Source organism: Pantoea sp. PNT03 (assembly GCF_014852515.1).
Taxonomy (GTDB): domain Bacteria; phylum Pseudomonadota; class Gammaproteobacteria; order Enterobacterales; family Enterobacteriaceae; genus Pantoea; species Pantoea leporis.
Genome location: NZ_JACVBT010000028.1, coordinates 1 through 255, shown reverse-complemented (window position 1 = coordinate 255; position 255 = coordinate 1). Strand labels below are relative to the sequence as shown.

At 56.5% G+C, this 255-nt stretch carries 1 rRNA gene; it reads right to left on the bottom strand.

Annotation, left to right across the window (positions count from 1 at the left end):
- Window positions 1-255: ribosomal RNA gene (locus IB226_RS23120) — 16S ribosomal RNA — on the bottom strand; the annotation flags it as partial.

The following is a 255-nucleotide window of genomic DNA, read 5'->3' as shown; positions in this document are numbered from 1 at the left end:
CGCCTGCGTGCGCTTTACGCCCAGTAATTCCGATTAACGCTTGCACCCTCCGTATTACCGCGGCTGCTGGCACGGAGTTAGCCGGTGCTTCTTCTGCGGGTAACGTCAATCGGTGAAGTTATTAACTCCACCGCCTTCCTCCCCGCTGAAAGTACTTTACAACCCGAAGGCCTTCTTCATACACGCGGCATGGCTGCATCAGGCTTGCGCCCATTGTGCAATATTCCCCACTGCTGCCTCCCGTAGGAGTCTGGA